The sequence below is a fragment of the Streptomyces sp. NPDC087270 genome, assembly GCF_044744625.1.
Classification (GTDB): Bacteria; Actinomycetota; Actinomycetes; order Streptomycetales; family Streptomycetaceae; genus Actinacidiphila.
This window is the reverse complement of record NZ_JBIUYR010000027.1, coordinates 41092-63909: the sequence shown is the minus strand read 5'-3', so window position 1 is coordinate 63909 and position 22818 is coordinate 41092. Positions and strand designations below refer to the sequence as shown.

Below are 22818 nucleotides of genomic sequence, written 5' to 3'. Positions count from 1 at the left end.
CGGGGCCCCGGCGCCGAAGCCGGGGACCCGCGCGGTCAGAGCCTCGCGGTGCGCGTACTACGGGTGTTGGTCACCGTCACGGTGGCCACGTCCGGCCGGTAGCGGTCGTCGGACCACTCGATCGGCACGCCCTGGGAGTCGGTGGTCAGACGCCGCTCCCGCAGCAGCGCCGACCCCGGTGCCACGTCGAGCAGTTCGGCGTCGGTGGCGTCGGCGGCCACCGCGTCGAAGGTGTGCCGGGCCGAGGCGAGATCCGTACCCAGTTCGGTGAGCAGCGCGTAGATCGAGCCCGCGTCGAGGTCGGCGCTCATCAGCGGCCGTCCGACCGACTCGGTGTAGGTCATCCGCTCCAGCATGGCCGGGCGGCCGTTGAGCAGGCGCAGCCGCAGGAGCTGGACCACCAGGTCGTCGGCGCCGATCTGGAGGGCGGCGGCCACCGCCGGGTCGGGGCGGCGCAGGGCGATCTCCTGGAGGCGCTGGCCCGGGACGTGTCCGGTCAGCTCGGCGCGCATGGTGAAGGACAGGAACGACCCGAACGGCTGGGACGGCACGGCGTCCAGGACCATGGAGCGCTTCCCCTGGCCGCCGCTGATCAGGCCCTCCTCGCGCAGCGTCGCCAGCGCCTGCCGTACCGGGGTGCGCGAGGCGGAGAACTCCTCGCAGAGGTCGGCCTCCGAGGGCAGTGACTCCCCGACCCCGATCTCGCCGCTTCGGATGCGCCGACGCAACTCGGCTGCCATGGCGCTGTGCAGAGACTCCTTCACACGCCTGACCCTACAGGCGGGCGAATTCTCCCGATCCGTGGCCCCGGATCGCCGGGGTAACCGATCTTGTCATCATAGGGCGAGGCGTCGTGTGCGATCGGTGTGATCCAAGGGGCCGATGGGGTCGATTGGTCCGGATTCATCGCGTTGGTTCCAGGTGAACAGTCGATGACTTGTAAGTACAAGCCGTTGACGCCCTTCTGGGCCGCTGCGACAGTCCTACTCAACCGCGAGCCGGCGCACCCCGTGACCGTCCCCGCCCGCAGTCCGCGGCCTCCGCACGCGAACCCACCACCTCGCGCACACCACCACGAAGGACGACTGTGCGAACTCCGCTCCCATCGGCCTGCCCCGACCGCACCCGCACCCACCTCCGCGACAGCGTGGCGGCCCTGCCCGCGCTCATGGACGCTCATGACCTGGGGGACACGCTGTGACCGCCGCCGCCACCACGACCATCGCCCGCCCCGCCGGCGTCCAGAAGACCCTGGACGACGCCCCGCTCAGCACGTTCCACCTGAAGGCCGCCGTCGTCGCCGGCGCCGGCTTCTTCACCGACTCCTACGACCTGAACGTGATCGGCACCGTGATGTTGCTGGTCAAGCCGCAGTTCGGGCTCGACTCCGGCCAGGTCTCGCTGGTCACCAGCTCCACCCTGCTGGCGGTCGCGGTCGGCGCCCTCGTCTTCGGCCGCCTCGGCGACCTCCTCGGCCGGCGCCGGATCTACGGGCTCGAAGCGGTGCTGATGATCGTCGGCGCCCTGGTGTCGGCGTTCGCCCCGAACTTCGCGATCCTGCTGGCCGGACGGCTGATCCTCGGCCTGGGCATCGGCGGCGACTATCCCGCGAGCGGCGTGATCATGACCGAGTTCGCCAACCGCCGCAACCGGGGCCGGCTGGTCGGCACGACCTTCCTGTTCTACGTGCTCGGCCAGGTCGCCGCCTACCTGGTGGCGCTGCTGATCCTCGCGGTCGGCACCCCCGACCACATGGCCTGGCGGATCGTGCTGGGGCTGGGCGCGCTGCCCTCGCTCTTCGTCCTGTGGAACCGCAGGCACATGCCCGAGTCGCCCCGCTGGACCCTGAACGTGGCCGGCGACGCGGCGCGGGCCGCCGACGACCTCGCCGACTACTCCGGGCACACCGTGGCCCGCGAGACCCGGAACTCCGGCACGCCGCGCCCGTCCCTGACCTCGGTACTGCGCGGCCGGCGCTTCCTGCTCGCCCTGCTCGGCACCGCCGGCGCCTGGTTCTTCTTCAACGTGGCCGTCTACGGCAACTCGGTCAGCCAGCCGCTGCTGATCGCCAGCATCACGCCGCAGGCCACCACCATCCGCAACATCGCCATCAACGCGGTCCTCGTGGTCTGCTTCAGCCTCACCGCCGCGATCGTCGGCCTCGCGCTGCTCGACCGGATACCCCGGCGCCGGCTCCAGATCATCGGTTTCGGATGCAGCGCCCTGTCGATGCTGCTGATCTCCGCCATCGGCGGGCTCACCCACACCGTCGTCCCGTTCGCCCTCGTCTTCGGGATCTCCCTGTTCGGCATCGCGCTCGGCCCGAACTACACCACCATGCTGCTCGCCGCCGAGACCTACCCCACCGCCGTCCGCTCCACCGGCCACGGCCTGTCCGCGGGCATCGCCAAGATCGGCGCGTTCCTGGGCGCGCTCATCACCCCGATCGCACTCGACCACTACGGGCTGCGGGTGGTCACCCTGATCGCCGGCATCTGCTTCGTCCTCGGCATCGCGACCACCCTGGTGCTGCGCGAATCGAAGGACCTGGCCCTCAGCGACCTCGACGAGACGCCCTCGGGCCGTCCCGAACCCGAGCCCGTACCGAGCTGAGCCGGGCGGCCGGCGCACGTCAGTTGTTCGCCGCCTGGGCGGCGCGGGCCGAGGAGAGGGCGCCGGTGACGCCCTTGGTGACCGCCCGGACGGCCTCCCCGACCGGTTCGCTCGCCCAGGGACCCGCGGCGAACTTCCGCAACCGGTCCTTGCGGGTGCGCCGGTCGATCCGCGGGAAGACCCGCGTGGACAGTTCGGAGGCGTCGACGAGCAGGACGAGGGCGACGGTGCGTTCGTCGGCGTCGCCGCCGCTCACCGCCCGGGCGACGCGGTCGCGGATCTCGACGCCGGGCACGGGGTCCGCCTCGGTCCAGCGCGTGGCGGGGAACAGGCCGAGGACGCGGTGGCGTTCGGCGTGCACGATGCCGCGGTCGCGGAGCCCGGTCCGCACTTTCTGGTACGCCTTGTCGTTCCTGGCGGAGCCCACCCACCGTGCGGCCCGCCGCGGGCGCCGCTGCTCGCGGATGCGCTTCCACAACTCCTCCGCGGCCGGCCCGGCCTGACGTACGGCGAGCGCGCCGGACCCGCCGTCGAGCGCGACCAGCCGGTTGTCGCGCACCCCGATCCGCCCGTCCAGCGCCAGCTCCATCAGCACGGCCCCCGCCACGCCGAACGACACCGCCTCGCCGGCGGCGAGCCGACCGGACTGCTCGTTCCTGGAGAGGAGCAACAGCTCTTCCGGCAAGGTCAGTTCCATCTGTTCCGCCTCCCCTGGAATAGCTTGGACGCCGTCCGCGGGGCGCCCGGTTCGCCGCGCGCGGCACCCGTTTCGCCGTACCCGGCGTATCCGGCGTACCCGGCACCGGCACCCGGTACACCGCACCCGCTTCGGCCCCCGCGAGGCCCCGCGGACCCGCGCCGGATCACTCGCGGGTCCCGGCCGCCCCGACCGGGCCGCGGCGCAGCAGGACCGCCGCCGGGACCAGCGCGGACCCCACGGCGAGCACCGCGCACGCCCCGGCCACCGCGCCGACCGTGCCCCACGGCACCACCACGGCGGACCGTACCGACAGCAGCGCGAGGGCCACCCGGACACCGGCGAGGTCCAGGCCCGTCACCAGGCCGCCCAGCAGCACGCCGACGGCGACCACCAGCAGCGACTCCGCGGCCAGAAGCCACAGCACCTGCCGTACGGTCGCGCCCGCGAGCCGCAGCGCCGCGAGGTCGCGGAAGCGGTCGGCGGTCGCCATCACCGTCGTGTTCGCCAGCGCGATGCCGGTGTAGAGCAGGGCGATGCCGAGCACCAGCCAGAAGCCGGTCAGGGTCTGCCGGCCGGTCCGCGGGTACCGCGCCGACGTCCACCGGTCCGCCGTCCGTACCAGCCCGCCGGCCGGCGCCACCGCGTCCCGCAGCGCCGTCACGACGGTGGCGCGGTCCGCGCCGGGCCGCAGCCGCACGTCGATCCGCCGCACGGCGGAGCCCGCACCGTTCGCGGGCGTGACGTACACGCCGTTGTCGCCGGTGCCCTGCCGCAGCACCGCCGCGATCCGCAGCGACCTGCGCGTGCCGTCGCCCAGCCACACCCGCACGCGGTGACCCACCGTGTGGTCGGCCCACTCCTGGTTGACGACGATCGAGTCGTCGTCGAGCGCCGCCAACCGGCCCGCGACGACGGGCGGACGCGCCACCGCCGCCAGCCCCGCCGGGGAGACCGCCTCGGCCTGGTCCGCGACCAGGGCCACCCCGTCCTCCAGGGTGTGCACGGTGGACGGGGCGAACGCGGCCGTGTCGGCGCCGGGCACCGCGGCGACCCGGGCGACGGTCGCCGGGGCGAACCCCGCGCCGTCGGCGGCGGTGACCACGAAGTCGGCGGCGCTCTGCCCGCGCGCCTCCGCCGCCTTGGCCGCGTCGACGGTCGCGGCCGCGCCCAGCAGCGACCCGGCCAGCGCCACCGACATCAGCACCGGCGCCGCGAGGGCCGCGCTGCGGCGGACGGCCGCCGCGGCGCTCTCCCCGGCGAGCATCCAGGTCGCGCCGGGCAGCCTGGCCGGCAGCCACGCCAGCAGCCGGACCAGCGGTCGCACCACCGCCGGCGCGAGCAGCGCGACCGCGGTGATCAGCACCATCGGCTGCACGGTGTACGCCTTGCGGTGCAGCGCCCCGCCCGGGTCGGCCACCAGGCCCGACACCAGGAGCCAGCCGCCGCCCAGCAGCATCGCGCCGCCCGCCACCAGGCGGCCGGGCGCCATGACCCGGTGGTCCAGGGCCGCGTCCCGCAGCGCCTCGGTGGGCGCGACCCGTCCCGCCCGCCGGCCGGCCGCCCACACCCCCGCCAGGACGACCAGCAGACCGGTGCCGAACGCCGCCCCGTACGGCCAGGCGGCCCCGCCGATCGCGAACCACCGCGGCGCGACCCGCTGCGTCACCAGCGTCCGGGCCAGCCACGGAGCGCCGTATCCGCCGAGCACGCAGCCCGCCGCCGACGCCGGCACCCCGACCGCGAACGCCTCGGCGCACACCATCCGCCGGACCTGCCGCGGGGTCGCCCCCGCGGTCCGCAGCAGGCCGAACTCCCGCCTGCGCAGGGCGACGGAGAACGCGAACGTCGACGCCACCACGAACACCGACACGAAGCCGGTGACCCCGCCCGCGGTGCCGAGCAGGGCGTAGACGGCGACCATCGCCTCGTGGTCGCCGTCCCGGTCGGGGTCGGCCAGCCGCCGCCGGTCGCCGGTCAGCACCTGGACGCCGGCGGCCGCCGGGTCCGCGGCGACCGCGGAGGCCACCGCGCGGGCGGGCGCCGCCACCACCACGTCGTGGACGCGCGGCGAGAGCCGGGCCGCCTCGGCGCCGGTGAAGAACACCGCCCGCTCGAAGGGAAGAGCGGCGACCGTGCCGACCACGGTCCTGGTCCGTACGCTCCCGGCCGCGCGTATCGCGATCCGCTGCCCCGGGCGGGCCCAGGCGCCGGAGACGACGACCTCGTCCGGCGCGGCCGGCGCGCGGCCCGCGGTGAGCCGGTAACCGGCGAAGCCGGCGGAGGCCCAGGGGTGGCCGGTCAGTTCGGTCGGGCCGTCAGCGCCGTCAGCGCCGTCAGCGCCGTCAGCGCCGCCCGCGCTGTCGGGGCTGCCGGAGTCGTCGGGGAGGACGAGGCGGTCGGCGCCGGCCCGGCCGCGCGCGGCGCTCACCGCGAACGACCGGTCCGCGGTGACCCTGCCGAGCTTCGCCAGCGCGGCGACCAGGCCGGGCGGCACCGGCCGGGGCTGTGACAGTTCCGCGGTCCGCACCCCGATCGGCGTCGGCACCCGCAGGGTGTCGGCGCCGTGCACGACCACCGGCGCCGAGGGGGACGCGAACCGCTCCGGGCCGCGGCGCGGGGCGTGCGCACCGGACGCGAGCGCCAGGCCCGTCGTCGTGATCAGGCCCACCCCGATTGCGAGGGCGACGAAACTGCCGGCGAAGGTGGCCCAGCGGGCCCGCAGGGTCCGCAGCGCGCTGCTCAACACGCCGCCGCCTCCAGCCGGGCCATGCGGGCGGCGACCGACTCGGCGGTGGGGGAGTCCAGTTCGCCGCTCGGCCGGCCGTCGGTGAGGAACAGCACCCGGTCCGCGAAGGAGGCCGCGACCGGGTCGTGGGTGACCATGACGACGGTCCGGCCGTCGTCGTCGACCATGGCCCGCAGCATGGCCAGCACCTGGCGGCTCGCCGCCGAGTCCAGCGCGCCGGTCGGCTCGTCGCCGAACAGCACCTCGGGCCGGGTGATCAACGCCCGTGCCAGCGCGACCCGTTGCTGCTGGCCGCCGGACAGCTCGGCCGGGCGGTGCCGGGCCCGCTCGGCGAGGCCGACCCGGGCCAGCGCCTCCGGCACGGCGCCCTTCGCCGGGCGCCGCCCGGAAAGCCGCAGCGGCAGCGCGACGTTCTGCTCCGCGGTCAGCGCGGGCAGCAGGTTGAACGACTGGAAGACGAAGCCGACCCGCCGGCGGCGCAGCAGCGTCAACTCCGTCTCGCTCAGCCCGGTCAGGTCGGTACCGCCGAGCAGCACCGCCCCGGACGTCGGCCGGTCGAGCCCCGCCGCGCACTGCAGCAGCGTCGACTTGCCCGACCCCGACGGGCCCATCACCGCGGTGAAGGTTCCGGCCGGAAAGCCCAGTGTCACGTCGTCGAGCGCGGTGACCCGTGCGTCCCTCGACCCGTATGTCCTGCTCACCGCGCGCAGTTGGACCGCTTCGTTCGCCATGCCTCCCACCCAAGCGCCGGGCGCGGCGGGGCGCAGGAGGGCAGGACCGAGTCCTGGGGTGGGCCCAGACCCACCGGACACGGCCGTACGGCTGGTAGTACGGCTGGGGGGCCGGACATGCCCTGAACAAGGGGAAGTTGACGGTCACGGCGGCCACGCGGCGTGCGGGCGGGACGGGTTCGGGGTAGGGCAGGCACTACCCCGGAGTTCGGTCCAGCGGGATCGCCTGGCCCCGAACCGCTCTTCTACGGTGGGCGGATGCGCTCCCGCAACGTCTGGCAGGCCCTGGCCCGGCCCGACTACCTGCTGACCTCGTGGCCCTGGCGGGCGGCGGGCTACCTGCTGAGCAGCGCTCCGGTGGGGCTGGCCGCGCTGGTGGTGATCGCCGGGTACGCGGTGGTCGCCGGCGGGCTGACCCTGGTGCTGGTCGGGCTGCCGCTGCTGGCCCTGCTCGGCCTGGTGGGCATCCCGGTGGCGGCCGTCGAACGGTGGCGGCTGCGGCTGATCGACGCCGACCCGGCGCCGAGCGGCCACCGGCCGCCGGGCCGGCCGGGCGTCGTCGCGCTGCTGCGCACCCGGTACCGGGAGCAGGCGACCTGGCGGGAGCTGGCGTACACGCTGCTGCTCGCGGTCGTGCTGTGGCCGCTGGACCTGCTGGCCGCGGGCGTCGCGCTGGCCGTGGCGCTGGGCCTGATCGCCACCCCCGTCCTGATGGCGACGGCCGGCCACGGACGCCAGTACAGGGTGCTCAAGACGTGGAGCGTGTCGTCGTATCCCGAGGCGCTCGGCGCGGCGCTGCTGGGGGTGGTGCTGCTCGGCGTCGTCGGATACGTGCTCGGCCCGCTGGCCGGCGCACGTGCCGGGCTCACCCGGCTGCTCACGTCGCCGCGCGACGACGCGCTGGGCCGCCGGATCGTGGAACTCGCCAGCTCCCGGGGCCGGTTGATGGACGCCTTCGAGGCGGAGCGGCGCCGGATCGAGCGCGATCTGCACGACGGCGCCCAGCAGCGGCTGGTGGCACTGACCATGACCCTCGGCCTCGCCCGCCTGGACGCCCCGCCGGGTCCGGTCGCGGACCTGATCGCGAAGGCACACGACGAGGCCGGCGAAGTCCTCCTCGCGTTGCGGGAGTTGATCCGCGGCATCCACCCCAAGGTGCTGGCCGACTACGGCCTGCCGGCGGCGATCCCGGATGTCGCCGACCGGTCGGCGGTGCCGGTGGACGTCTCCCTCGACCTGCCGGGCCGGCTGCCCGACGCGGTCGAGGCCACCGCGTACTTCGTGGTGTGCGAGGCGCTCACGAACATCGCCCGGCACAGCGGCGCGACCCGGGCCGGCGTGGTGGGCAGGTACGCCGCGGGCCGCCTCACGGTCGAGGTCGGCGACAACGGGCGCGGCGGCGCCTCGGCCGGCCGGGGTTCGGGCCTGATCGGCCTCGCCGACCGGGTATCGGTGCTGGATGGAAGACTCGAACTGTCCAGCCCTCCCGGCGGACCGACCCTGCTGAGAGTGGAGCTGCCGTGCGAGATGACGCCGTCGACCGTCCGCTCCGGGTAGTGCTGGCCGAGGACAGCGTGCTGCTGCGCGAGGGGCTGACCGGACTGCTGGCGCGCTTCGGCCACGGGGTGGTCGCCGCGGTCGGCGACGGCGACGCGCTGCGCGCCGCTGTCGCCGCGCACCGCCCGGACGTCGTGGTGACCGACGTCCGCATGCCGCCCGGCTTCACCGACGAGGGGCTGCGCGCCGCCGTCGCCCTGCGCCGCGCGACGCCCGCGCTCCCGGTCCTCGTGCTCAGCCAGTACGTCCAACGCTCCTACGTCACCGAGCTGTTGGAGACCGGCGACGGCACCGGCGTCGGCTACCTGCTCAAGGACCGGGTCGGCCGGGTCGAGGAGTTCGTGGCCGCCCTCCACCAGGTCGCCGACGGCGGCACCGTGGTGGACCCCGAGGTGGTCCGCCAGCTGCTGCGCCACCGCCGCGATCCCCTGGAACGCCTCACCCCGCGCGAACGGGAGGTCCTCGCGCTGGTCGCCGAGGGCCGCTCCAACGCCGCGATCGCCCGCGGGCTCGTGGTCTCCGAGGCCGCGGTCGGCAAGCACATCGGCAACATCCTCGCCAAGCTCGACCTGCCCCCGGCCGAGGAGACCCACCGCCGGGTCCTGGCGGTCCTGGCGTTCCTCCAGTCCTGACGGCGTTCCGCTCACCGTCCTGACGGCCTGCCGCTGAACCGCCGAACCGGATCAGGCCGGGTCAGACGGCGCTGGGCTGCCGGAGCCGGCCGAGCAACTGGTCCCCGATCCGGGCCACTTCCGTGCGGTAGGGGGTGTCGGACAGCACGAAGTGGGTGATGCCGAGTTCGCCGTACCTGCGCAGCGCCGCGGCCACGTCGTCGGGCGAGCCGACCAGCCAGCTGCTGCCCGCGCCGACGCCGCCGACGCGGCCGGGCGCGGTGTACAGGCAGGAGTCCAACACCTCGCCGCGCTCGGTGAGTTCGCGCAGCCGGCGCTGCCCGACGGCGCTGTGCCAGTAGGCGGCCGTGGTGTCGGGCCGGTCCGCCATCGCGGCGACCTTCGCCTCGGCGTCGTGCCACGCCTGCTCGGTCGTGTCCCGGATCAGCGTGGTGATCCGCAGCCCGAACTCCAGCGGGGCGTGCCGCCGTTCGAGCGAGGTGCTCAGTGCCTTGAGCCGGTCGATCCGCTCGGCCAGGCCGTCGAGCGGCTCGCCCCAGAAGAGCTGGACGTCGGCCTCGGCGGCCGAGACCCGCTCCGCCGCCGCGGAGGCGCCGCCGAAGTACAGCCGCGGGGTCCTGCCGTCCTCGGCACCGTACGGCGGCGGGCTCACCGTGGAGTCCTCGACGCCGAAGAACTCGCCGCGGAAGGTGACGTTCTCCTCGGTCCACAGCCGGCGTACGAGCCGCAGGAACTCGCGGGTGCGGTCGTAGCGGCGGGCCGGGTCGCTCTCGCCGTCGCCGTACGCGGCGGCGCTGTCCAGGCCGCTGACGATGTTGACCAGCAGCCGCCCGCCGCTGAGCCGGTCCAGGGTGGCCGCGGAACTCGCGAAGTGCGCGGGCTGCCAGTAGCCGGGGCGCACCGCCACCAGCGGCTTGAACGTGGTGGTGCGGGCGGCCAGCGCGGTGGCCACGGTGAAGGTGTCCGGCCGGCCCCACCCCGCGCCGATGAGGGCGCCGCCCCAGCCGTGCTCCTCGGCGGCGAGGGCGAGTTCGGTGGAGAATTCGAGCGTGCCCCAGCCGGTCGTGGTGTCGTCGCCCCGGTGGCCGGGTTCGACGGTGTTGGGGATGTACCAGAGGAATTCCGAACTCACGGCGGGACTCCGATTCGTTGCGTCATCGTGCGTTTCCGCGCGTTTCCGTGTGGGGCGGCGGCGGAGCCGGCGGGATTCCGGGAAAGTCCCTACGGGGCACCGGAATCGGCCCGGGCGCGGGCGGGTGCGTTGCGCAGCGGGGGCACCGCGGCTGCCGGGGACGGGAACACCTCGGAAGCGCGGTTGCCGGTGCGGGCGCGAGCACGGCCCGGAACGGGCGAAGGGGGCTGCGGGCCTAACGACACAACGCGCTTGCCGACCGCAACAGGTCGACGTACACGCGGGTCACCAGCCTCGTCCTTTGCCGCACACCCGCCAAGCTATGCGCCCCGCGGACCGCTGGCAATGCGCGCACGCGTGACGGCTGTGTGACATCTGCGCGCGGCACCCGGCTGGGGCCTGTCGTGTGGTTCTCCGTGGGTGAAGGACCGGCTTCCGGTGCTCCCCGAAAGGCTTCGACGGGGGAGGCGCCCCCCAGATCGCAGGACCTCCCCCGCCGAGGTCAGGGGGGTGGGACTTCCTCAACAGGGCCTCAGCGTCCTCGGGTCGCCGTGACGGCAGCGGCGCCTCTTTGGTTCCCCGATGATGGCGAGTTGGCGCAGCTTTGGTGAACTCATGGTGTGGTCATTGCGAAGATCATGTCAGGATCTCCCCGCCGACAACGCGGTGCGAGGCGCGCACTGCCGTGCACGTCAAGGGCGGGAAACGATGGAGACGTTGGAGGGCGGCCGCACCGCCGCGGGCGCGATGGACCGGGCCGCGCGGCGCGAACGGGCCCGCGAGGAGCAGCGCATGAGGCACCCGCTCACGGCGGAGCCTCCGGAGGGCTCCCGGACGGCGTACGCCTGCGCGGGTCTGGCCGGCCGGGCACCCGTCGGCGGCGGCGAGGTCGCGACCGTCGAACTGGCGTCCACCGGAAGGCGGTTCGCCGCCATGGTGATCGACCTGGCGATCGCCGCGATCTCGCTCGCCGCGCCGGGAACGCTCGCGTCCGGAATCCAGTACGCGGTGGACCCGGACGGCCAGGGGTACTTCCTGCTCGCGTTCTGGCTGCTCGGGTGCGTCTGGCTGACCTTCTACGGCGCCGTGTTCGTGGCCCTGTGGGGCGGCACCCCCGGGCTGCTGCTGACCGGTCTGCGCGTGGTCCGGCTCTGGGACGGCCACGAGCGGCCGACCTGGAAGCAGTCCTTCCGGCGGGCGCGCCTCCTCACGGTCGTGGGCTGGCTGATCCCGCTGGTGAACCTCGTGGCGTTCCTCAGCCGCCCCCTCCGCATCCTCACCGAACGCCCCTACCACCACAGCGTGATCGACATCGCCGCCCGTACGGCCATAGCCCGCCGCCCGGCCCGCTGAACCCCCGGCCCGCCGAACCCCCGGCCCGCTGACCCGCTCAGCCCTCCGAATCCCCGTCGTCCTCGGCCGCGTTGGCGATGGAGATCGCCTTCCGGTAGCGGAGGTTCACCGCCAGCATCAGAGGCACGATGCCGATCCACACGTAGGTGGCCGCATCGGTGTCGAACGGTGCGAGGGCGGCAGACGTGGCCAGCGCGGCGGACACCGCGAGGGTGCGGGCGAGCACCCAGCGGCCGTAGGCGATGGGGAGGTAGTCGGTGAAGTGGCCGACGTGGCGCAGCCGTAGCCAGAGCAGAACGAAGACCGCGGCCACGGCGAGCACGGCGAGGTTGAAGAAGACCACGGCCGCCGCGTTGGAGCCGTACCGTCCGACCAGGGCGGAGGGGAACGGCAGGAACGCGATCAGCAGCAGGAAGAAGGAGTTGAGGCGGCCCACCCATTCGTCGTGCCAGGCGGAGAGGTGGAAGAGCCGGCGGTGCTGCTGCCAGAAGGCCGCGATGATGACGAACGTGGCCGCGTAGCTGAGGAACTGGCCCTCCAGACGGGACAGCGCGGTGCGCATCTGCCGGGCGGAGCCGCTGTCGGCGAGCCGCGGCACGGGGATCTGGAGCACCAGGACGGTCAGGGCGATCGCGAAGACCCCGTCGGTCAGGGCCGTGAGCCGGCCCAGGGAGTGCCTGTCCTGCGCCACGCCACCGCCTTGCTCGCACACCGGGTACCTGGGAGAACCAGAGCTTCCCGTGCGGGCGGCCCGGGTCCGGCCCATTGGTCCGTACGCGGCGTGTCACCGCGGATCGGCGCGGGGCGGCGAGGACCCTGCGGCGGGAGGGGCCCGTGTGCCAGACTGAGCCGCACTTTTCATACCGGGGGGTTGAGCGTACGTGTCCCTGTTCCGCGGCCGCCGCAAGGTCCGCCTCACCCGGCACCGCACCGTCGACAGCCCGTTCGGGCAGCTCCGGATCAGCTACGACGGCTGGCCGTCGGTCATCGCGGTGCTCGACGGGCCGAACGTGCCGACGGTGACGACGCTGCCCGGCCGCGACCTCGGCGGCATGACGTTCGACGGCCGGCCGATACCCCTCCAACGCGCCGGCCGGGCCTGGTCGATGAGCCGCGCGAGCCGTACCCGCACCGCCCTGGTCGGCGACCGCGGCTACGAACTGCGGCCCACCGGCCTGCGCCGCGCCCTCCTCCTGCGCGACGGCACGCCCATCGCCGCCGCGCACGGCACCCTGCGGTCGTACTCGCCCTTCCGGGAGATCCCCGGGCTCGACGCCCGCCTGCGCTGGCAGCCCGGCATCGACCCGACCGACGTGGCGATCGGCCAGGCCCTGGTGATCGCCTTCGGCGCGGGCGCCCCGGGCGCGCTGGCGAACGTCTTCCTCTTCTGGCTCGACTGGATCTAGGCCGGGGCCCGACCAGGCCGCTCACCGACCAGGCCGCTCACCGACCAGGCCGGTCCCCCGACCGGCGCAAGGGGGCCCGACGAGCTCCGGGGAGGCCCCCGGGAACGAACGCCGCAGCGTTTCCGTCTACAGTCCTGTAGTCAGACATGGATCGTAGGGCGGCGCCCGCGTGGCGCCAGGAAGGCGGCGGCTTCGTGAAGCGGTCCCGACACGGCGGCGGTGGCGCGGCGAGGGCGGCCGGCGCGGCCATGAGCAAGGTACCCGAAGTGACCGTGCTGTTCTGGCTGACGAAGGTGCTCACCACCGGTATGGGTGAGACCACCTCGGATTTCCTCGCCCGGGTGCTGAGCCCGGTCGGGGCCGGAGCGATCGGGCTGCTCGGGCTGGTCGGCTCGCTGATGCTCCAGTTCCGCGCGCCACGCTACTCGGCCTGGACGTACTGGTCGGCGATCGTCATGGTGAGCGTCTTCGGCACGATGGCCGCCGACGTCGTGCACGTCGTGGTGGGCATCCCGTACGCGGTCTCCACCGTGGCCTTCGCCGTGATCCTCACGGCCGTGCTGATCGCCTGGTACCGCAGCGAGGGCACCCTGTCGATCCACAGCATCCGCACCCGGCGGCGCGAGAAGTTCTACTGGGGCACCGTGCTGGCCACCTTCGCGCTGGGCACCGCCGTCGGTGACCTCACCGCGGGCGGTCTGCACCTCGGCTACTTCTCCTCCGGCGTGATGTTCGCGGCGCTGATCGCCGTACCCGCCGTCGCCTGGCTCGGCTTCCGGCTCAACCCGGTCGCCACCTTCTGGGCCGCCTACGTCCTGACCCGCCCGCTCGGCGCCTCCTTCGCCGACTGGATGGGCGCCTCCACCGCCCACGGCGGCCTCGGTTGGGGCACCGGCCCGGTCAGCCTGGTCCTCGCCGTCCTCATCGCCGGCCTCGTCGCGTGGCTCGCCGCCCGCCAGCGCTCCACCGCCCCCACCGACCAGCCCCACCACTCCACCGAGACCCCCGCCCCGGCCTCCGCTCCCACCCGCTAGTGCGGTGGCCGCGCACCGGAGACGAGCCGGACGCGCCGCGGCGCCGCGGCGCCGCGGGACGGTTCGCCAGGGGGTCAGTTCCTCGGCGGTGCCGGGAACGGGGCGCCGGTCAGCTGTTCGCTCAACTCGCGCAGCCGGCGCCGCGCTTCGGGGTCGTAGGCGTCATGGGCGGCGCGGGTACGGCGGGCGCCGTCGAAGTACTGGCCGGAGACGCCGTCCAGGGCCGGATCGGTGATCAGGCGCAGCGTGTTGCGCATGCCCTCTTCGAGGGTGCTGTGCGGGGCGACGCCCATGAGGATCTTGGTCGGCATGAAGGTCGCGGGGTGCAGCGCGTTGGCCGTCACGCCCTGGGGCGCCAGCGTCTCCGCGAGGTCCACGGTGAGCATGATCTGCGCCAACTTCGCCTGGCAGTACGCCTGCATCACGTCGTAGCCGCGGGTCAGCATCGGGTCGGCGAAGTCGATCGGCGCCTGGCCGGCCGAACTGACGTGCACGATGCGGGCGGGGGCGGAGCGGGCCAGCAGCGGGGCGAGGCGCACCGCGAGGACGTAGCCGGCCAGGTAGTCCACCTGGAACGTCAACTCGTGGCCGTCCGCGCTGACCTGGCGGTCGGGGGAGGCGATCCCGGCGTTGTTGACCAGTACGTCCAGCCGGTCGAGCCCGGCCGCGCGCTCGGCCAGCGCGTGGACGTCGGCGAGGTTCGCGAAGTCCGCGCGCAGGAAGCTCAGCCGGTCGTTGCCGGTGGCCGCGCGCAGCTCCGCGAGGAGGTCCTCGCCCTTCCGGTCGCTCCTGCCGTGCAGCACCAGCGTGGCGCCCCGCGCGGCGAGTTCACGGGCCAGCGCCCGGCCGAGGCCGTCCGTCGCCCCCGTGATCATGATCGTCTGCTGTTCGATGGCCCGCATGGTCCCGAGCCTACTCTTGTTTCGAGACTTTCCGTCTCGGATTTACGGGTGCGCGGATGGCCGAGGGCGCGCCCCGCGAACGTGCGGCACTCCGCGGCACCCCGCGAACGCGCGGTTCCCCGCGCCCCCTTCCGAAAGGGTGCGCGGGGAACCAGGACGACGGGACGCCCGAACGCCTACAACTCCGTGCTCGCCGCCGACTCCGCCTCGGCCTGAGCGCGGGCCTGCGCACCCGAGAGGCTGCGCAGCGGCACCTCCTTGATGGTGAGCATCAGCAGGAACGCCAGCAGGGCCACACCGGCGACGATGATGAACACCAGGTGCATCGAGTCGGCGAACCCCTGCTTGAAGGGCGCGGCCAGCGCGGGGTCGAGGTGCTTGAGGAACGACGAGTCGGTGACCACGGACTTCGCGCTCTGCGGCGACAGCGCGTGCGGATGCGCGGCGACGGCCTTCTGGAAGTCCGGGTGCGACTGCGCCTTGCCCAGCGCCGTGGTGATCTTGCCGCCGACCGTGCTGAACAGCACCGACAGGAAGATCGCGGTGCCGGCGGTACCGCCGAGCTGCCGGAAGAACGTCGCCGACGCGGTGGCGGTGCCCATGTCCTGCGGCGGCACCGCGTTCTGCACGGACATCACCAGCGTCTGCATGGTCAGACCGAGCCCGACCCCCATCAGCGCCATGAACGCCATGGTCTTGGGCAGCGGGGTGTCCCACTGCACCTGGTAGTGGAAGAGCAGCATGGTGACGAACATCAGCGCCGTGCCGACCACCGGGAAGATCTTGTAGCGGCCGGTCCTGGAGGTGGCCTGGCCGGCGGCGATGGAGGCGACCATCATGCCGAGCATCAGCGGCAGCATCTCCAGGCCGGACCTGGTCGGGCTCGCGCCCTTCACGATCTGGAGGTACTGCGGGATCATCAGCAGCCCGCCGAACATCACCATGCCGACGATCAGGCTGAGCAGGCTGGTGCGGCTGAAGACGTTGTTGCGGAACAGCCGCATCGGGATCAGCGCCTCGTCGCCCATGCCGCGCTCGACGAAGATCCAGGCGGCCACCCCGATGACGCCGACCGCGTAGCAGAGCACCGCCCGCGCGGAGAGCCAGCCCCACGCCTCGCCCTGCTCGGCGATGAGCAGCAGCGGCACCAGGCCGATCACGATGGTCACCGCGCCCCACCAGTCGATGCGGTGGTTGCGCTTGATGTGCGGCACGTTCAGCACCCGGGCGACCACGAACAGCCCGATGATGCCGATCGGCACGTTGACCAGGAACACCCAGCGCCAGCCGGCGATGCTCAGGATGGTGGACTGGCCGGCGAGGAAGCCGCCGATCAGCGGACCGGCCACGCTGGAGGTGGCGAAGACCGCGAGGATGTACCCCTGGTACCTGGCCCGTTCGCGCGGCGGCACGATGTCGCCGATGATCGCCAGCGCCAGTGACATCAGACCGCCGGCCCCGATGCCCTGGAAGGCGCGGAAGACCGCCAGTTCCACCATCGAGGTGGAGAAGGTGCACAGGACCGAGCCGACGATGAAGATGCTGATCGCGGCGATGAAGTACGGCTTGCGCCCGTGGATGTCGGAGAGCTTGCCGTACAGCGGGGTGGCGATGGTCGACGTGATCAGGTAGGCGGTGGTGGTCCACGCCTGCTGGTTCAGGCCGTGCAGGTCGTCGGCTATGGTCCGGATCGCGGTGCTGACGATGGTCTGGTCGAGCGCGGCCAGGAACATGCCCAGCATCAGACCGCTGAGGATGGTCAGGATCTGACGGTGGGTCAGGCCGCCCGGTGCGAGGTCGGCCGCGGGGGCCGCGGGTTCCGGGGCGGCCCCTGACGATGGTGAGGTCCGGCTGCTACTGCTCACTTAGGTGGTCTCCTGGATCTGACCCGGGGTGCGGGCCCGGCGGTGGTGCGGAAGTGGGAGGGGGGCGGTCGCGCCGCCCGGTGCGTCGGCGCCGTGTCCGGCTGCCGGGTCGCGGTCGTGGCCCGAGGGGCCGGAGTGGGTGTGGCCGTGCGGGTCGCCGTGGGCGTGCCCGTGGGCGTGGCCGTGTCCTTGCGCGGGAGCGCACACCGGCCGCACGTGCCGTTCGGCGAAGTCGTCGTTGAAGCGGGCCAGCAGGCGGCCGAGGTCCCGGCGGTCCGGGCCGGGCCAGGCGGCGAGCGCGTCGGCCAGCTTCTGGTCGCGCTGCGCGCGGTAGCGCTCCACCGCGGCGAGCCCCTGCTCGGTCGGGGAGAGCAGGGTGCCGCGGCCGTCCTCCGGGTCCGGCCGCCGCTCGACCAGGCCCCGTTCGACGAGCGAGCGGATCTGCCGGCTCACCGTGGACAGGTCGAGCAGGGTGTCGGCGGCGAGGTCGGTGGCCCGCCGCGGGCCGCCCTCGGCGAGCCGTCCCAGCAGCAGCCGGTCGCCCCACCCCTCGTCCCGCACCCGGTGCTTCCACGCGCCGACCAGCCGCATCAGCCGCGACAACTGGTCGCCGACGGTGGCACTCTCCAGCACGACCTCGGTCTCGTGCGTGGCGTGCGTCGTGTCCGACGGGTGTGCCGGGTGCGCTGCGTCCGCCCGGTGCGCTGCTTCCGCCGGGTGCGTCGCGTCCGGCCGGTGCGTTACGCGCGTACCGTCCGTCCCGTGCGTCGCGTCAGTCCCGTGCGCGACGCCGTCGGTCGCGGGTACGGCCTCGATGTCCGTCGCCCTCGCCCCCTGTTGTCCGATAAGCAGTTGTTTGCCTTCAGCAACTTATATTACTTGCTGGAGGCAAGCAACTGATATCGGGGGCGTGCGGAAGCTACTCGATCGCGTCGTCCTGGGTCGTACTCACCCGGTGCACGCCGTCGATCTCCGCGAGCGCCGACGCGAGCTCCACCACCGGCCGCGGACCCTGCACGGTCAGATGCACCGTGACGGTGCCGCGGTGTTCGGGTTCGTGGTCGTGCTCCGCCGACAGGTCGACCACGTTGAAGCCCATCTTCGTGCAGGACTCCAGGGCGGATCGCAGCACTCCCCGACCGTCCTCGTAGTCCAGCCGGAGCCAGGCGGGGGAGCGGGTCGAGCCGGGGATACGGGCGGCCAGCGGCGCGAAGCCGAGCACGATCAGGAAGTGCGCCCCGGCCACCACCAGGGCCAGCACCGGCAGTCCGGCGCCCGCCGCCATGCCGATCGCGGCCGTCATCCACACCACGGCCGCGGTGGTCAGTCCGCGCACCACGTCCTGGCGTACGAAGATCAACCCGCCGCCGATGAAGCCGATCCCGGAGACGATCTGCGCGGCCACCCGGGACGGGTCCAGCACCGTGTCGTGGCCGAGCACGTCGCTGAAGCCGTACTTCGACACCAGCATGATCAGCGCGGCGCCGAGCCCGACGAGCGTGTGGGTACGCATGCCCGCGCTCTTCTGGCGTACCTCGCGCTCCAGCCCGATCGCCGCCGACAGCACGAACGCCAGCCCCAACTCGCCGATCTGCGACCAGCCCTGGCCGGTCGCTTCGCCCCACATCGCCAGTTCCATCCCAGCCACTGTAGTCACCGGCCGGTGCGCCGGGCCGTCAGCCGGGCGGCGCCTCGCGGACCACGTCGGCGGGGTCCTTGTCGTCGCGCAGCCCCAGGAAGCGGGGGTGGCGCAGCATCCCGTCCCTGGTCCACTCGGTGAAGGCGACCTGCGCCACGAGCACCGGCTCCGCCCAGTGCGCGGCGCGTTCACGCACCGGGTCGGCGAACGGCGACGCCGGCCGGGCCAGCGCGTCCAGGCGCGCCCGCACCTCCCGCAGCACCCGGTCGCGGTACCCGGTGCCCACCTTCCCCGCGTAACGCAGCGCGCCGTCCGCGTCGTGGTAGCCGACCAGCAGCGCGCCGAAGCCGATCCGCGAGCCGGCCGGCTCGGTGAAGCCGCCGACCACGAACTCCTGCCCGGCCGCGCACTTCAGCTTCAGCCAGTCGTGCGAGCGGCGCGGCTGGTAGGCGGCGTCCGCGCGCTTGGCGATCAGCCCCTCCCAGCCCCGCGCGCAGGCGTCGGCGAGCAACGCCGGGGTGTCGCCCGCGTAGTTGCGGTGCGGGGTGAAGCGCAGCGGCCCGCCGTACGCCAACGCGTCGCGCAGCAGCGCCTTCCGGGTCCGCTGCGGCACCCGGGAGGTGTCCCAGCCGGCCAGTGCGAGCACGTCGAACACGTAGTAGTGGACCTCCACCGGGCTGGCCCGCACCGCCCGCGGATCGGTGAGCCCCATCCGCTGCTGGAGCAGCGCGAAGTCGGTGCGCCCCGCGCGCAGCGCCACCACCTCGCCGTCGACCGTGAAGTCCGCGCACTCCTGCGCCGCGAGCGCCGCCACCACCTCGGGATAGGTCGCGCTGACGTCCCGTCCGGTGCGCGAGAGCAGCCGCACGCCGTCCGCGTCGCGTACGGCCAGCACCCGCACGCCGTCGAGCTTCCGCTCGAACAGCCAACTCCCGTCGAACGAGCGGCGGTCGGTGGGGGTGGCGAGCATCGGGAGGACCGGGAGGCCGGCGCGGTGCGCGGGGACCGGGCGCAGCAGGCGGGCGGGTACGGCGGAGGGGCTCAAGGCGGGGGAGGCGGAGGAGCCGGGGGAGCGGCCGGGCGAGGCGGTGCGGGGGGCCGCGCCGCGAGGGGCCGCGCCGCGGGGGGAGGCGGGCGACGGGCCGGGTGAGGGGCCGCGGGAGGCGGTCAACGGTTCGAGTGCCAGGTCGGTCCGCCCGCCGCGGCCACCTGCGCGAGGGTGCGGCCGGTGCGCGCGCTGCGGGCCAGATGCGGGTCGGGGGTGCCGCGGCCGCGGGCTTGCTCGGCGGAGTCGCCCGGGTCCGCGCCGTGCGGGTCCGGGTCGGCCGCGCGCCGGCCGTGCGCGCCGGGACCCGCCCCGGCGGCGGCCGCTCCGCGCGCCCGGCCGCGGCGGGCGGCGGCCCGTCCGCGTCCGCCACCGCCGCGGCGGCCCTCTTCCGCGGACCTGACCAGCAGCCACGCCTCGCCCCTGGCGTGTCCGCTGTCGTCCTCGGTGCCGGGTTCGCCCGCGCGGAAACGGGTCAGCGACCAGCGGCCGCGCAACTTGCCGCCGACCAGCCGGAAGGACGCGTGGCCGTGCGCCAGCGCCTCTGCGAAGGGGACCTCGCGGCCGGACCGGTCGGTGCTCGCGTTGCGGTAGCCGCCCGCGTCCCAGACGATCACGGTCCCGCCGCCGTACTCGCCCGCCTCGATCACGCCCTCGAAGTCCCGGTACTCCATGGGGTGGTCCTCGGTCGGCACCGCGAGCCGCTTGTCCCGCGGATCGGTCGAGGGGCCCTTGGGCACCGCCCACGACTTGAGCACGCCGTCGACCTCCAGCCGGAAGTCGAAGTGCGTCCGGCTCGCGTCGTGGATCTGCACGACGTACACCGGGCCGCCGTCCGCCGAGGCGTGGGTCCCGCGCGGTTCGGCGGTACGTCCGAAGTCGCGCTTGCGGTGGTACGCGGCGAGCCGGTCCCGGCGGTCCTTGCCGCGGGCGGCGCGGCGCCCGGACGCCCCGGGCCGGCCGCGGTCCGGGGCTTCCGGTGCGGGCGCCCGCGGGTCGTCCGTGCTCCCGGCGGTCCCGCCGTTCCCGGTGTTCCCGGCGCTCTCCGAGGTGTCCGGAGTACCCGAGGTGTCCGATGCGGCCACGGCGCCCTCCTCGCTGCTGCGGCTTGCCCTTCGCCCCCGGCCCCGGCCCCGCCCGGTCCCCACCCAGCCTCCCCCGACGGGTCACCACTCGGATGGAGGACAAACCTCGGCTTGACTTGGGTAGACCTGTCTGTCTAGCATCAGAAATCCGAAGTAGACAGGTCTGTTCAATCATCCATCGAGGGAGCAGCCATGCCCGTCCCCCCGGCCAGTGAGGCCGTCGCCCGCCGAAGGCGCACGACGAGGTCCGCGCCTTCGGGCGCCCCCGGCACCGCCGGTGCCGTCGGCCCTGCCGGCCCCGCCCCCGCCTCCGCGGGAGGCCGCAGTCTCGGCCCCACCGCCGCGCTGATCCTGCTCGCCTCGATCATCGTCTCCCTGCTCGCCGCCTCCAGCGCCCCGACCCCGCTCTACGCGGTGTACCAGGGCGAGTGGGGCTTCTCGCCGATCACCACCACCATCGTCTTCGGGGTCTACGCGGTGGCGGTGCTGGTGTCGCTGCTGGTCTTCGGCAAGATCTCCGACCACATAGGCCGCAAGCCCGTGCTGTTCGTCGCGCTCGCCGCGCAGGCGGCCGCGATGGTGGTGTTCGCCACCGCCGGCGGGGTCGACGTGCTGATGGCCGGCCGGGTGGTCCAGGGGGTCGCGACGGGCGCCGCGCTCGGTGCGATAGGCGCCGGCCTGCTCGACATCGACCGGATCAAGGGCTCGGTCGCCAACTCCTTCGCGCCGCCGATCGGCACCGCGGTGGGCGCCCTCGCCTCCGGGCTGGTGGTGCGGTTCCTGCCCGCGCCGACCCACCTCGTCTACTACCTGCTGCTCGGCGTCTTCGCCCTCCAGGCGCTCGGCGTGACCGCGCTCAAGGAGCCAGTGACCCGCAAGCCGGGCGCGCTGGCCAGCATGGTTCCCGAGATCAAGCTGCCCCGCGCCGCCCGCGGTTCGATCGCGGTCGCCGCGCCGGTGCTCTTCGCGGTCTGGTCGCTGGCCGGCTTCTACGGCTCGCTCGGTCCGGCGATCACCAGCCGTCTGGTGCACTCCGACTCGGTGGTCTACGGCGGGCTGGGCCTGTTCGTGCTGGCCGGCGCCGCCGCGCTGTCGGTGCCGCTGCTGCGTGAGACGCCGACCCGCACGGTGATGGTGAGCGGGGTGAGCGCTCTGATCGTCGGCGTCGCCGTCACCGTGCTGTCCATCGGTTCGGGCGCGGGCGGCACCGGTTCCGAGGTCGGCTTCTTCGTCGGCAGCGCGGTGGCCGGGTTCGGCTTCGGGGCCGGCTTCCAGGGCGGCATACGCCTGGTGCTCCCGCTGGTGCAGCCGCACGAACGGGCCGGCGTGCTCTCGCTGTTGTACGTGGTCTCCTACCTCGGCATGGGGGTGCCCGCGGTGATCGCCGGCGTCCTGGTCGTCCACGGCGGCGGTCTGCTGGACACCGTGCGGGAGTACGGCGCCGCGGTGATCCTGCTGTCCGCGGTGGCGCTCGTCGGGCTGCTGCTCGGCCGCCGCGCTCCCCAGGCGGTGCGGGAGAGCTAGTGGGTGCCCTAGGGTCTGGCTCCGAGTCGAATCCCCGTTTCCGAGTCATATCTCCGATACGGTGCCCGCGTTAGACTAGACAGGGTTGTCTGAGAGGTGATCGGGATGGTGCAGAGTTCCGTGCCCGGGGTGCCCGCGAAGGCGTCCAAGGCGCCGAAGACCTCCGCGCGGGAGCGCCTGCTCCTGGCCGCCAACGAGTTGTTCTACGCGGAGGGCGTGCAGTCGGTCGGCATCGATCGCGTCATCGAGCACGCCGGCGTGGCCAAGGCGTCCCTCTACAACTGCTACGGCAGCAAGGAGGGGCTGGTCCGGGCGTACCTGGACTACCGGCGCGAGCGGAACGTCGACCGGATCACCCGGGTGCTGACCCGCTTCCGCACCCCGCGCGAGCGGCTGCTCGGCATGTTCGACGCGCAGGGCGAGCTGATCACCTCGCCGGGCTACAACGGGTGCGCGTTCGCCGCGGCCAGCGCCGAGGCGCCGCGCGGCGGCTCCGTCGAGCAGGCGTCCGACGAGTACCGCGCCTGGATGCGCGCGCTGTTCGCCGAGCTCGCCGCGGAGGTGGGAGTCGCCGACCCGGAGGGCCTCGCCCGCCAGTTGCACCTCCTCTACGACGGCGCCACCTTCAGCTCCAAGATGGACCACGACCCCACGGCCGCGTCCGCCGCCCGCGAGGCCGCCGCCATGCTGGTGGACGCGGCGCCGATGGCATCGGCCCAGGACAGGGAGCCGGCCGCGGCTGACGGCGCGGCGGCCGCGAATATCGCAAAACATGCGATTGGGGCGGATTTGGGGAGTGTTCGACCCCCCGTGCATGGGTAGAGGGACGAAAGAACCGCCAATGCGGGCAAACC

General features: G+C 73.9%; 21 protein-coding genes. 8 read left to right on the top strand and 13 right to left on the bottom strand.

The features are described from left to right. Nucleotides 1-35 precede the first annotated feature (35 nt). The gene (locus ACIPAE_RS36590; RefSeq protein ID WP_329368001.1) at nt 36-764 is read right to left on the bottom strand and encodes a GntR family transcriptional regulator; all 729 of its coding nucleotides are present in this window, start codon (nt 762-764) and stop codon (nt 36-38) included. A gap of 433 nt (nt 765-1197) precedes the next feature. Here ACIPAE_RS36590 and ACIPAE_RS36585 point away from each other — a divergent pair, with 433 nt between their 5' ends. Then, a complete protein-coding gene (locus tag ACIPAE_RS36585; protein WP_329368003.1) occupies nt 1198-2613 on the top strand; it encodes an MFS transporter in 1416 nt (471 codons plus the stop codon). Nucleotides 2614-2632: 19 nt separating this feature from the next. Here ACIPAE_RS36585 and ACIPAE_RS36580 read toward each other — a convergent pair whose 3' ends face one another. The 3 genes from ACIPAE_RS36580 to ACIPAE_RS36570 all read right to left on the bottom strand — a co-directional run bounded on the left by ACIPAE_RS36580 (nt 2633) and on the right by ACIPAE_RS36570 (nt 6790). Continuing rightward, nucleotides 2633-3310 (bottom strand): GPP34 family phosphoprotein, encoded by a 678-nt coding sequence (locus tag ACIPAE_RS36580; RefSeq protein WP_402451302.1) that lies wholly within the window; start codon nt 3308-3310, stop codon nt 2633-2635. A 166-nt stretch (nt 3311-3476) separates the two neighbouring features. Next, nucleotides 3477-6059: an FtsX-like permease family protein gene (locus ACIPAE_RS36575; protein WP_402451299.1), complete on the bottom strand. Its 2583-nt coding sequence runs from the start codon at nt 6057-6059 to the stop codon at nt 3477-3479. Further along, entirely contained in the window at nt 6053-6790 is a 738-nt protein-coding gene (locus ACIPAE_RS36570) for an ABC transporter ATP-binding protein (protein WP_366412780.1), read from the bottom strand. The genes ACIPAE_RS36575 and ACIPAE_RS36570 overlap by 7 nt, the downstream gene beginning before the upstream one ends. A gap of 258 nt (nt 6791-7048) precedes the next feature. Between ACIPAE_RS36570 and ACIPAE_RS36565 the strand changes: the two genes are divergently transcribed. Together ACIPAE_RS36565 and ACIPAE_RS36560 are read left to right on the top strand one after the other, a co-directional pair. Further along, nucleotides 7049-8347: a sensor histidine kinase gene (locus ACIPAE_RS36565; RefSeq protein ID WP_402451297.1), complete on the top strand. Its 1299-nt coding sequence runs from the start codon at nt 7049-7051 to the stop codon at nt 8345-8347. Then, the gene (locus tag ACIPAE_RS36560; RefSeq protein ID WP_366412793.1) at nt 8347-8979 is read left to right on the top strand and encodes a response regulator transcription factor; all 633 of its coding nucleotides are present in this window, start codon (nt 8347-8349) and stop codon (nt 8977-8979) included. Before ACIPAE_RS36565 ends, ACIPAE_RS36560 begins: the two co-directional genes overlap by 1 nt. A gap of 61 nt (nt 8980-9040) precedes the next feature. On the opposite strand, the gene ACIPAE_RS36555 is transcribed toward ACIPAE_RS36560, so the two are convergent. Both ACIPAE_RS36555 and ACIPAE_RS36550 read right to left on the bottom strand, forming a co-directional pair. Next, nucleotides 9041-10111 carry an LLM class flavin-dependent oxidoreductase gene (locus tag ACIPAE_RS36555; RefSeq protein ID WP_402451295.1) on the bottom strand — a complete coding sequence of 357 codons (1071 nt, stop codon included), beginning with the start codon at nt 10109-10111 and terminating at the stop codon, nt 9041-9043. Nucleotides 10112-10346: 235 nt separating this feature from the next. Continuing rightward, the gene (locus tag ACIPAE_RS36550) at nt 10347-10421 is read right to left on the bottom strand and encodes a putative leader peptide (protein ID WP_402451358.1); all 75 of its coding nucleotides are present in this window, start codon (nt 10419-10421) and stop codon (nt 10347-10349) included. Nucleotides 10422-10819: 398 nt separating this feature from the next. Between ACIPAE_RS36550 and ACIPAE_RS36545 the strand changes: the two genes are divergently transcribed. Then, nucleotides 10820-11464 (top strand): RDD family protein, encoded by a 645-nt coding sequence (locus ACIPAE_RS36545; protein WP_402451292.1) that lies wholly within the window; start codon nt 10820-10822, stop codon nt 11462-11464. A 37-nt stretch (nt 11465-11501) separates the two neighbouring features. On the opposite strand, the gene ACIPAE_RS36540 is transcribed toward ACIPAE_RS36545, so the two are convergent. Continuing rightward, nucleotides 11502-12155 carry a TMEM175 family protein gene (locus tag ACIPAE_RS36540; protein WP_329368017.1) on the bottom strand — a complete coding sequence of 218 codons (654 nt, stop codon included), beginning with the start codon at nt 12153-12155 and terminating at the stop codon, nt 11502-11504. Between the two features lie 190 nt (nt 12156-12345). Between ACIPAE_RS36540 and ACIPAE_RS36535 the strand changes: the two genes are divergently transcribed. Together ACIPAE_RS36535 and ACIPAE_RS36530 are read left to right on the top strand one after the other, a co-directional pair. Beyond that, on the top strand, nt 12346-12870 hold the full coding sequence (locus ACIPAE_RS36535) for a hypothetical protein (protein ID WP_328465408.1): 525 nt from the start codon (nt 12346-12348) through the stop codon (nt 12868-12870). A gap of 248 nt (nt 12871-13118) precedes the next feature. Beyond that, a complete protein-coding gene (locus ACIPAE_RS36530) occupies nt 13119-13904 on the top strand; it encodes a hypothetical protein (protein ID WP_329368019.1) in 786 nt (261 codons plus the stop codon). Between the two features lie 74 nt (nt 13905-13978). Here ACIPAE_RS36530 and ACIPAE_RS36525 read toward each other — a convergent pair whose 3' ends face one another. The 6 genes from ACIPAE_RS36525 to ACIPAE_RS36500 all read right to left on the bottom strand — a co-directional run bounded on the left by ACIPAE_RS36525 (nt 13979) and on the right by ACIPAE_RS36500 (nt 20440). Then, nucleotides 13979-14806 (bottom strand): SDR family NAD(P)-dependent oxidoreductase, encoded by an 828-nt coding sequence (locus tag ACIPAE_RS36525; RefSeq protein ID WP_402451288.1) that lies wholly within the window; start codon nt 14804-14806, stop codon nt 13979-13981. A gap of 176 nt (nt 14807-14982) precedes the next feature. After that, on the bottom strand, nt 14983-16671 hold the full coding sequence (locus ACIPAE_RS36520) for an MDR family MFS transporter (protein WP_329368022.1): 1689 nt from the start codon (nt 16669-16671) through the stop codon (nt 14983-14985). Then, nucleotides 16672-17304 carry a MarR family winged helix-turn-helix transcriptional regulator gene (locus ACIPAE_RS36515; protein WP_329368023.1) on the bottom strand — a complete coding sequence of 211 codons (633 nt, stop codon included), beginning with the start codon at nt 17302-17304 and terminating at the stop codon, nt 16672-16674. A 286-nt stretch (nt 17305-17590) separates the two neighbouring features. Continuing rightward, the gene (locus ACIPAE_RS36510; protein WP_328465403.1) at nt 17591-18310 is read right to left on the bottom strand and encodes an MgtC/SapB family protein; all 720 of its coding nucleotides are present in this window, start codon (nt 18308-18310) and stop codon (nt 17591-17593) included. A gap of 37 nt (nt 18311-18347) precedes the next feature. Further along, the gene (gene ligD, locus ACIPAE_RS36505) at nt 18348-19280 is read right to left on the bottom strand and encodes a non-homologous end-joining DNA ligase (RefSeq protein ID WP_366412794.1); all 933 of its coding nucleotides are present in this window, start codon (nt 19278-19280) and stop codon (nt 18348-18350) included. A gap of 197 nt (nt 19281-19477) precedes the next feature. Beyond that, nucleotides 19478-20440, bottom strand: a complete 963-nt coding sequence (locus tag ACIPAE_RS36500; RefSeq protein ID WP_402451285.1) for a DNA polymerase ligase N-terminal domain-containing protein — start codon at nt 20438-20440, stop codon at nt 19478-19480. Between the two features lie 192 nt (nt 20441-20632). Here ACIPAE_RS36500 and ACIPAE_RS36495 point away from each other — a divergent pair, with 192 nt between their 5' ends. Next, complete coding sequence (locus ACIPAE_RS36495; protein WP_402451282.1) at nt 20633-21964, top strand: MFS transporter; 1332 nt, start codon at nt 20633-20635, stop codon at nt 21962-21964. A 105-nt stretch (nt 21965-22069) separates the two neighbouring features. Continuing rightward, nucleotides 22070-22786, top strand: a complete 717-nt coding sequence (locus ACIPAE_RS36490; protein WP_402451280.1) for a TetR/AcrR family transcriptional regulator — start codon at nt 22070-22072, stop codon at nt 22784-22786. Nucleotides 22787-22818 lie beyond the last annotated feature (32 nt).

What these genes read in the sequence shown, in the direction of transcription:
- ACIPAE_RS36490 (WP_402451280.1), top strand. Translation starts at nt 22,070, where the DNA reads ATGGTGCAGAGTTCCGTGCCCGGGGTGCCCGCGAAGGCGTCCAAGGCG.
- ACIPAE_RS36525 (WP_402451288.1), bottom strand. Translation starts at nt 14,806, where the DNA reads ATGCGGGCCATCGAACAGCAGACGATCATGATCACGGGGGCGACGGAC.
- ligD (WP_366412794.1), bottom strand. Translation starts at nt 19,280, where the DNA reads ATGCTCGCCACCCCCACCGACCGCCGCTCGTTCGACGGGAGTTGGCTG.
- ACIPAE_RS36580 (WP_402451302.1), bottom strand. Translation starts at nt 3,310, where the DNA reads ATGGAACTGACCTTGCCGGAAGAGCTGTTGCTCCTCTCCAGGAACGAG.
- ACIPAE_RS36545 (WP_402451292.1), top strand. Translation starts at nt 10,820, where the DNA reads ATGGAGACGTTGGAGGGCGGCCGCACCGCCGCGGGCGCGATGGACCGG.
- ACIPAE_RS36495 (WP_402451282.1), top strand. Translation starts at nt 20,633, where the DNA reads ATGCCCGTCCCCCCGGCCAGTGAGGCCGTCGCCCGCCGAAGGCGCACG.
- ACIPAE_RS36570 (WP_366412780.1), bottom strand. Translation starts at nt 6,790, where the DNA reads ATGGCGAACGAAGCGGTCCAACTGCGCGCGGTGAGCAGGACATACGGG.
- ACIPAE_RS36530 (WP_329368019.1), top strand. Translation starts at nt 13,119, where the DNA reads ATGAGCAAGGTACCCGAAGTGACCGTGCTGTTCTGGCTGACGAAGGTG.
- ACIPAE_RS36510 (WP_328465403.1), bottom strand. Translation starts at nt 18,310, where the DNA reads ATGGAACTGGCGATGTGGGGCGAAGCGACCGGCCAGGGCTGGTCGCAG.
- ACIPAE_RS36565 (WP_402451297.1), top strand. Translation starts at nt 7,049, where the DNA reads ATGCGCTCCCGCAACGTCTGGCAGGCCCTGGCCCGGCCCGACTACCTG.